A 7,361-nucleotide genomic window follows, 5' to 3' on the forward strand; every position below is an offset into this window, starting at 1 on the left:
ATCGATAATTGAACCATCGGGAAGGACGATTTTTAAGCCCATAACGTGATTGGTAGTGACACCGTATTTTAAACAGTGAACCCCGCCGGAATTTTCCGCCACATTACCACCGATCGAGCAGATAATTTGACTAGAGGGATCCGGTGCATAATAAAATCCCGCCCCGCTTACCGCTTGCGTCACCCAATGATTAATCACCCCGGGCTGTACCACCACCCTTTGATTATCTAAATCAACCCTGAGAATCTGATTCATCCGTGCCGTAACGATGAGAATCCCCTCTTCTAAGGGTAACGCCCCTCCCGATAAGCCCGTTCCTGCACCCCTCGCTACCCAGGCAATCTCGTTATCGTGACAGAGTTTCACCACCGCCGCAATTTCTGCTGTGCTGCGAGGCAGTACCACAAGAGCGGGTCTTTGTCTGTATCCTGTGATACCATCGCACTCATAGGTTAATAATTCATCTTTGCGACGGATGACTCCATCTTTACCAAGGATCGTTTCTAGCTGTTTAATCAGATTGGGGGAGATTTTCGGGGGATTTTTGAGTAACATAGGTTTCAGAGCGGCGGAGTCGCCATAAAATCGCTCTATAGGTTAAAATTTCGCAAAAAAGTCAGAAATGAAGCTTTAAAAACTGCTCTCTCCTATTTTACCACTATAACTCCCTCCTCTGTAGATAGAAACCTGCAAGGGTCTGGATTATAGAGAAAATTGCCGATAAATTTCCCAGTGCTTACCGTTATGAATTAGGAGGGTAATTTCATCGATCATCACCTCAAAAAATAGCTCTTGATTAGCATATTTTGACCAAGCTTTCCAGAAATTATCTTTAGTTAAATCTCGGAAGCCAACGGTTAAATGGGGCGAAAAAGCTCGGCTTTTTGAGACATTATCAATGATATTCAGGGAAGATTCTAGCTGCTGTAAAAGCCGTTTTTGCAGGGTTAATAATTCTGGCGTTTTCTGGACATTAATATAAATGACTCGCGGTTTAAAGGCGGCAAAATTCTGGAGAATTAGGGGAATAGGAGCGTGCAAGCGGGCAAATTCCTCTAAACATCTTTCTAAATCCGGTAATTGTTCTAAATTCCACCGGAAAGGGGGTTGGAGAGTGACGTGGGGAGGCGATTTCAGGGCAGCGCGACTATTGTAAATTTCTGCAAACTCTAACTTGATTTTTGTGGCAATTTCCTGTACTTCTGGCGGCGGCAAAAGCGCGATAAAAAATAGAGATCCCTGGGGTTGATTCATGGAAACAAGCAAAGCTACAGAAATGAAGCTGTCACCTCGATTCTAGCAGTCTTCCACAACTCTAAGCTAATTGTATAGCTCTGTTACATGGCACCCTCGACGGCCAAGATTAATCGGTATAATTATATGATTGTTGATCCGTCCTAGCCTACTGAGAATTTATGCCCTGGTTTGTCAAGATAGAAAAAGGCATTGTTGATAAAACTACCTTCGATCGCTATGTCAGCGCCCATAAGGACTATGTGCGTGATTTAATTAGCCAAGGACGAGCAGCAAAAAGTGGTTATTGGGCAGAAAGGGGCGGCGGAATGTTATTATTTAAGGCCGATTCTCTTGAGGAGGCTCAGGCAATTATAGTTCGCGATCCTTTAATCGAGAATGGTTGTGTGGAATACGAACTCCATGAATGGCGAATTGTCGTCGAGTAATCTAGCTTTTCAGTGAACAGTGAACAGTAATCAGTAATCAGTGAAAAGACAGCAATGTTAAGCTGTTGATTATCTAAATATTACTCCTTAATACTGCCTAGTAGTGGGGAGATGGGGGTGGAGACTGGAGTCAGGAGATGGGAGAGGGAAGATGGGGCGCTTTTTTGCTGTGAACTGAAAACTCACATCTGATCACTGATCACTGATAAGCTATACTGGGGGAACTGTGGTGACAGCAGGGTTGCTGCTGCCGAATCGGCTCTCCTACTAGGTTCTGTGTGATAAGTTTAACTTACTATATGATCGATCAATCTTTGTGTCCTTTGTGTCTTTGTGGTTCGTTCCACCCCCCCGCTGGGAGGAATGTATCTTAGAATACATTTTAACCACCAAACCCAAGAGAGCTCCGAATCATTAAATAAATTGTCCCCAGTAAATTTGAGGAATTAACTTTGTCTAAACAAGATCTCATCGAAATGGAAGGAACCGTCACCGAATCTTTGCCCAACGCCATGTTTAGGGTGGATTTAGATAACGGTTTCAACGTCTTAGCCCATATATCTGGCAAAATCCGACGTAATTATATCAAAATCCTCCCCGGCGATCGAGTCAAAGTGGAACTGACCCCCTACGACCTAACCAAAGGCAGAATCACCTATCGCCTGAAAAATCAAAAAAAATAGCGATAAATAGGGGCAGAGAAGCCAAAAAGTCTAATAAGCGGCCAAATTTATTTTAAAAAAATAGGTGACACGGGTAAAACAAATCTGATATAATAATAAGCTTGCAGTGTTGCCAGAATACTTAGGCATGAAAGTTAGAGCGTCTGTCAAAAAAATGTGCGAAAAGTGCCGCGTCATCCGTCGGCGCGGTCGAGTCATGGTAATTTGTTCTAACCCCAAACACAAGCAGAGACAAGGTTAACCCACCAAAGTCACTGTCTTGGGGCAGAGAATCGTTACCGTTAATTGTAGTCGTTTTTGGAAAAAAAATCGTTCATAGGGAGAAAAAAAAAGCGTGGCAAGGATAGCTGGTGTAGACCTACCTCGCGATAAGCGTGTGGAAATCGCCCTGACCTACCTCTACGGAGTGGGTCTATCGCGTTCCCAAGAAGTCTTATCTGCGACGGGTGTTAACCCTGACACTCGGGTCAAGGATCTCAGCGATGAAGACGTGGCGGCGCTACGGACTTATATCGAAACAAATTATCAAATCGAGGGGGATTTGAGACGCTGGGAGGCGATGAACATCAAACGCCTCGCCGATATCGGCACCTATCGGGGTCGTCGGCATCGGCTAGGATTACCCGTGCGCGGGCAACGGACGCGAACCAATGCGCGGACCCGTCGCGGTCGTCGGGTGACAGTGGCAGGGAAGAAAAAAGCCCCCTCCAAGAAATAATTTTTTATTCATTGCGATATCCCCCAATCAAGAAAAACTATGGCGCGACCAACCAAAAAAACCGGACCGAAAAAACAGAAGAAAAATATTCCTACCGGAGTCGCTCACATTCAATCGACCTTCAACAATACCATTGTCACGATCGCCGATACCAAAGGCGATGTGATCTCTTGGGCATCGGCGGGATCGAGTGGTTTTAAAGGAGCCAAAAAAGGAACCCCCTTCGCCGCCCAAACCGCCGCCGATAACGCCGCCCGCCGAGCGATCGAACAGGGAATGCGTCAACTAGAAGTGATGGTTAGTGGCCCCGGGGCAGGACGGGAAACCGCAATCCGGGCCCTGCAAGGAGCAGGATTAGAAATCACCCTGATCCGGGACGTGACTCCCATCCCCCACAATGGTTGTCGTCCTCCCAAACGCCGGAGAGTGTAAACAGTGAACAGCTTTTTCAGGTGACAGGGATCTTGAGGCCGACAGCCGTTAGCTTTGAGCGCATCAGCAGCAGAATCCGGTCGTCAAAGACCATCTGCTCAAAAAGCTGAACGCCAAACGCTAAACGCTGAAAGCCAAAGAAAACTGATAACTGATAACTGATAACTGAAAACTGAACAAGGGAGGTCAATCGGTGGCGCAATTTCAAATCGAGTGTGTAGAAGCAAAAACTTACAAGAATCAGAGTCAGTACAGTAAATTCGTACTAGAACCTCTGGAAAGAGGCCAGGGTACGACCGTAGGTAATGCCCTGAGACGGATTCTCATTTCCAATCTGGAAGGAGCGGCCGTGACGGCCCTGCGGATTGCGGGAGTCAATCACGAATTTGCCACCGTCGAGGGGGTACGCGAGGACGTGATGGAACTCATGCTCAACATGAAAGAAATCATCCTCAAAAGCTACACCAATCAAACCCAGATCGGGCGTTTAGTGGCAACTGGACCGGCGACAGTAGTGGCGGCACAATTCGATTTACCCTCAGAAATCGAGATAGTTGATCGCAATCAGTACGTCGCCACCCTAGCCGAAGGGGCCAAGCTAGAGATGGAATTTCGCGTGGAAAAAGGCAAAGGCTACCGGGCGATCGATCGCAGTAAAGAGGAGGCCACTTCGCTAGACTTTCTGCAAATCGACTCGATTTTTATGCCCGTAACCAAAGTCAACTACAGCGTCGAAGATATCCGTTCCGAAAGCGGTCAAGCTAGAGATCGTCTGCTCTTAGAAATTTGGACAAACGGGAGCATTAACCCCAAAGAAGCCCTTTCCCAAGCGGCCGATATGCTGGTTAATCTCTTTAACCCGCTCAAGGATCTCAACGCCCTCGAATCCTCCGGTAACTTTGACGACCAAGAGATCAACCAAGAAAACCAAATTCCGATCGAGGAACTACAATTATCCGTGCGCGCCTACAATTGCCTGAAGCGAGCGCAGATCAACACCGTAGCCGACCTCCTCGATTACAGCCAAGAAGATCTCTTAGAAATCAAAAACTTTGGGCAGAAATCGGCGGAAGAAGTCATTGAAGCCCTACAAAAACGGTTAGGCATCACCCTACCCCAAGAAAAAAGCAAGTAAACCCAATTCCAGGAAAATACTATGAGACATCGGTGTAAAGTGCCTCAATTGGGTCTGCCGGCTGACCAAAGAAAGGCACTGCTGCGCAGCTTGGCCACCCAGCTAATTCTACATGGTCAGATCACCACCACCCTAGCGAAAGCAAAAGCGGTGCGAGCAGAGGTAGACCACATTATCACCCTAGCTAAAGACGGTTCCCTGAGCGCCCGTCGCCAAGCCATGGGCTACATCTACGACAAACAACTGGTTCACGCCCTCTTTGAAGGCGCCCAAGCCCGTTATGGCAACCGTAACGGCGGTTATACCAGGGTAGTGCGTACCCTGCGCCGTCGCGGGGATAATGCCCCTATGGCGATTATCGAACTGATGTAACGATGACAGCTTGCCCCCAGTCGCGGATCGCCCTAGTTATCCAGTATGTGGGAACTAATTTCCACGGCTGGCAACGGCAACCCCATCACAGGAGTGTGCAGGAAGAAATCGAGAAGGCTCTGGCCGATATTCTCGGTCATGCGGTCACTCTGCACGGGGCCGGACGTACCGATAGCGGTGTTCACGCCGCCGCCCAGGTTGCCCATTTCCAGCAGCAGAGTCCGATCCCACCTGCCCATTGGGCCAAGGTTCTCAATGCTCGGCTAGATGACGATATCGTCATTCGGGCCTCGGCCCAGGTTCCCGATCGCTGGCACGCCCGTTTCTCAGCCCTCTGGCGACGTTATCGTTACACCCTCTATACGGACCCCATCCCCAATCTATTTGTTAGCCCCTTTAGTTGGCACTACTACCATCGTCCCCTCGATGCCGATTTGATGGCCAGGGCCTTAAAGCCCCTATTGGGTAAGCACCATCTGGCCGCCTTTCACCGTGCTAACTCTAGTCGTGACCATTCCTGGGTAGAAGTACAAGGGGTGGAATGCTACCGTCAAGGGCCATTTGTACAGATGGAAATTCAAGCCAATGGCTTTTTGTACGGGATGGTGCGGCTATTGGTGGGAATGTTGGTGGAGGTGGGAACTGGTGAGCGATCGCTAGAAAACTTTACCGACATCTGGGTCAATCAGCGCCGAGAATTGGTCAAATACGCCGCACCAGCTAAAGGACTATGTTTACTGCGGGTGGGTTACGCCGATTTTCCCTTTGCCGATAGCGTCTGGTGCGAGACTCAGCCTCTTTATTATTTCCGAGCAGAGGGGATAGGGGAATAGGGAGATAGGGAAATAGGGAAATAGGGGAATTCCAACTAAAACCCTAAAACTCTAACCCCCCAACACCCAGGTGGGCAATAAAAAAAATTAATTTTTGTAAACCAAGGCAAACTCACCATGAACAAAACACCTCTACCAAATTTAGAGACTCTAGAGCAGAAATGGTACGTCATCGATGCGGCCGATCAGCGTCTAGGTCGTCTGGCCACCGAGATCGCTATGATTCTACGGGGCAAAAATAAAGCCACCTTCACCCCCCATCTGGATACGGGGGATTTTGTCATTGTTATTAACGCTGAAAAAGTGACGGTGACGGGCAAAAAACGCCAACAGAAAGTTTATCGCCGCGACTCCGGCAGACCGGGTGGTATGAAGGTAGAAACCTTCGATAAACTGCAAAAACGCATTCCTGAACGGATTATCGAACACGCTGTTAAGGGAATGCTCCCGAAAAATAGCTTAGGTCGGAAATTGTTCACGAAACTGAAAGTTTATGCCGGTGCGGAACATCCCCATCAGGCACAACAACCGGAAGTTTTAGCGATTAATACGATTCCCGCAGGAGGAAATTAAGTCAATGCAAGCCACGGACAGTAAAAATAAGGTAGTTTATTGGGGAACGGGACGACGCAAATCGGCGGTCGCTTCCGTGCGTCTCGTGCCGGGGACGGGGGCAATTACCGTTAACGGTCGCGATGGAGAAACCCATTTTAACCGCATTCCCACCTATATCCAGACGATTAAAGCTCCTCTGGAGACTTTGGGACTGGAAAACGAGTATGATATCATCGTTAAGGCCGAGGGCGGTGGTTTGACCGGCCAAGCGGACGCGGTGAAATTGGGTGTCGCTAGAGCTTTATGTCAATTGGCCCCGGAAAATCGTCCTCCCCTCAAGAGTGAAGGTTATCTGACTCGGGATCCCCGGGCGAAGGAACGGAAAAAATACGGTCTTCACAAAGCGCGCAAAGCGCCTCAATACTCGAAACGTTAGGTTAATAGAGAGGTTTATTATGCCGAAAAAAATTCATCCTACTTGGTATCCGGAAGCCAAGGTGATCTGTAATGGTGAACTGGTGATGACGGTGGGTTCGACAAAACCAGAAATTCATGTGGAGGTTTGGTCGGGTAATCATCCTTTTTATACGGGAACCCAGAAGATGATCGATACGGAGGGCCGGGTCGATCGCTTCTTGCGTAAGTACAAAATGGGCGATAAGTCAAGCAAAAAGGCCGATCAGAAATAATTCTTTACTTTTGCCTTTTTGACCCGGTGGGGAGATTTTCCCACCGGGTTTTTTGCTATTTTTAGGCTGGTAGGGTCATACTAAATCCTGTTTAAAAAGTATAGGATAGTGGGGTGTGGGGTGTGGGGAGAAACAATTCATAACTTGAGAGTTAATCACACTATTAAAAAGGGATTTGGTATGACTCTTAAATTAGTACAAAAATATGAACAATCGCGTGTAAGCATCTCACAGTTAACCTAATGCGCGGGGGGTTTGGGGG

13 protein-coding genes are annotated in these 7,361 nt (G+C 48.0%); 11 read left to right on the top strand and 2 right to left on the bottom strand.

Annotation, left to right across the window (positions count from 1 at the left end; genetic code table 11):
* On the bottom strand, positions 1–555 hold a 555-nt coding region (locus tag PX481_RS29185), incomplete at its 3' end, for an FAD-binding oxidoreductase (RefSeq protein WP_288097472.1).
* A 147-nt stretch (positions 556–702) separates the two neighbouring features.
* Positions 703–1,254: a 2'-5' RNA ligase family protein gene (locus tag PX481_RS29190; protein ID WP_002760053.1), complete on the bottom strand. Its 552-nt coding sequence runs from the start codon at positions 1,252–1,254 to the stop codon at positions 703–705.
* Between the two features lie 161 nt (positions 1,255–1,415).
* Here PX481_RS29190 and PX481_RS29195 point away from each other — a divergent pair, with 161 nt between their 5' ends.
* From PX481_RS29195 to rpmE, 11 genes are all read left to right on the top strand, one after another.
* The gene (locus tag PX481_RS29195; RefSeq protein WP_288025766.1) at positions 1,416–1,682 is read left to right on the top strand and encodes a YciI family protein; all 267 of its coding nucleotides are present in this window, start codon (positions 1,416–1,418) and stop codon (positions 1,680–1,682) included.
* 452 nt (positions 1,683–2,134) lie between these two features.
* The gene (infA, locus tag PX481_RS29200) at positions 2,135–2,365 is read left to right on the top strand and encodes a translation initiation factor IF-1 (protein WP_002737109.1); all 231 of its coding nucleotides are present in this window, start codon (positions 2,135–2,137) and stop codon (positions 2,363–2,365) included.
* Between the two features lie 127 nt (positions 2,366–2,492).
* Positions 2,493–2,606 (top strand): 50S ribosomal protein L36, encoded by a 114-nt coding sequence (gene rpmJ, locus PX481_RS29205; protein ID WP_012593611.1) that lies wholly within the window; start codon positions 2,493–2,495, stop codon positions 2,604–2,606.
* Between the two features lie 93 nt (positions 2,607–2,699).
* Positions 2,700–3,083, top strand: a complete 384-nt coding sequence (gene rpsM / locus PX481_RS29210) for a 30S ribosomal protein S13 (RefSeq protein ID WP_002735415.1) — start codon at positions 2,700–2,702, stop codon at positions 3,081–3,083.
* Positions 3,084–3,122: 39 nt separating this feature from the next.
* Positions 3,123–3,515 carry a 30S ribosomal protein S11 gene (gene rpsK, locus PX481_RS29215; protein WP_002735413.1) on the top strand — a complete coding sequence of 131 codons (393 nt, stop codon included), beginning with the start codon at positions 3,123–3,125 and terminating at the stop codon, positions 3,513–3,515.
* 193 nt (positions 3,516–3,708) lie between these two features.
* Positions 3,709–4,650, top strand: a complete 942-nt coding sequence (locus PX481_RS29220) for a DNA-directed RNA polymerase subunit alpha (RefSeq protein WP_002737965.1) — start codon at positions 3,709–3,711, stop codon at positions 4,648–4,650.
* Between the two features lie 21 nt (positions 4,651–4,671).
* The gene (gene rplQ / locus PX481_RS29225; protein ID WP_002760055.1) at positions 4,672–5,022 is read left to right on the top strand and encodes a 50S ribosomal protein L17; all 351 of its coding nucleotides are present in this window, start codon (positions 4,672–4,674) and stop codon (positions 5,020–5,022) included.
* Between the two features lie 2 nt (positions 5,023–5,024).
* On the top strand, positions 5,025–5,855 hold the full coding sequence (gene truA / locus PX481_RS29230; RefSeq protein ID WP_288097477.1) for a tRNA pseudouridine(38-40) synthase TruA: 831 nt from the start codon (positions 5,025–5,027) through the stop codon (positions 5,853–5,855).
* Positions 5,856–5,972: 117 nt separating this feature from the next.
* The gene (gene rplM / locus PX481_RS29235) at positions 5,973–6,428 is read left to right on the top strand and encodes a 50S ribosomal protein L13 (RefSeq protein WP_002780818.1); all 456 of its coding nucleotides are present in this window, start codon (positions 5,973–5,975) and stop codon (positions 6,426–6,428) included.
* 4 nt (positions 6,429–6,432) lie between these two features.
* Complete coding sequence (rpsI, locus tag PX481_RS29240; RefSeq protein WP_002737094.1) at positions 6,433–6,846, top strand: 30S ribosomal protein S9; 414 nt, start codon at positions 6,433–6,435, stop codon at positions 6,844–6,846.
* A gap of 19 nt (positions 6,847–6,865) precedes the next feature.
* Entirely contained in the window at positions 6,866–7,099 is a 234-nt protein-coding gene (gene rpmE / locus PX481_RS29245) for a 50S ribosomal protein L31 (protein WP_002760058.1), read from the top strand.
* Positions 7,100–7,361 lie beyond the last annotated feature (262 nt).

The organism is Microcystis sp. M53603_WE2 (assembly GCF_030065435.1).

Bases quoted from the DNA above. Each gene is read 5' to 3' on its own strand.
- PX481_RS29190 (WP_002760053.1), bottom strand. From the start codon at position 1,254: ATGAATCAACCCCAGGGATCTCTATTTTTTATCGCGCTTTTGCCGCCG.
- PX481_RS29195 (WP_288025766.1), top strand. From the start codon at position 1,416: ATGCCCTGGTTTGTCAAGATAGAAAAAGGCATTGTTGATAAAACTACC.
- rpmJ (WP_012593611.1), top strand. From the start codon at position 2,493: ATGAAAGTTAGAGCGTCTGTCAAAAAAATGTGCGAAAAGTGCCGCGTC.
- rpsK (WP_002735413.1), top strand. From the start codon at position 3,123: ATGGCGCGACCAACCAAAAAAACCGGACCGAAAAAACAGAAGAAAAAT.
- rplQ (WP_002760055.1), top strand. From the start codon at position 4,672: ATGAGACATCGGTGTAAAGTGCCTCAATTGGGTCTGCCGGCTGACCAA.
- truA (WP_288097477.1), top strand. From the start codon at position 5,025: ATGACAGCTTGCCCCCAGTCGCGGATCGCCCTAGTTATCCAGTATGTG.
- rplM (WP_002780818.1), top strand. From the start codon at position 5,973: ATGAACAAAACACCTCTACCAAATTTAGAGACTCTAGAGCAGAAATGG.
- rpsI (WP_002737094.1), top strand. From the start codon at position 6,433: ATGCAAGCCACGGACAGTAAAAATAAGGTAGTTTATTGGGGAACGGGA.
- rpmE (WP_002760058.1), top strand. From the start codon at position 6,866: ATGCCGAAAAAAATTCATCCTACTTGGTATCCGGAAGCCAAGGTGATC.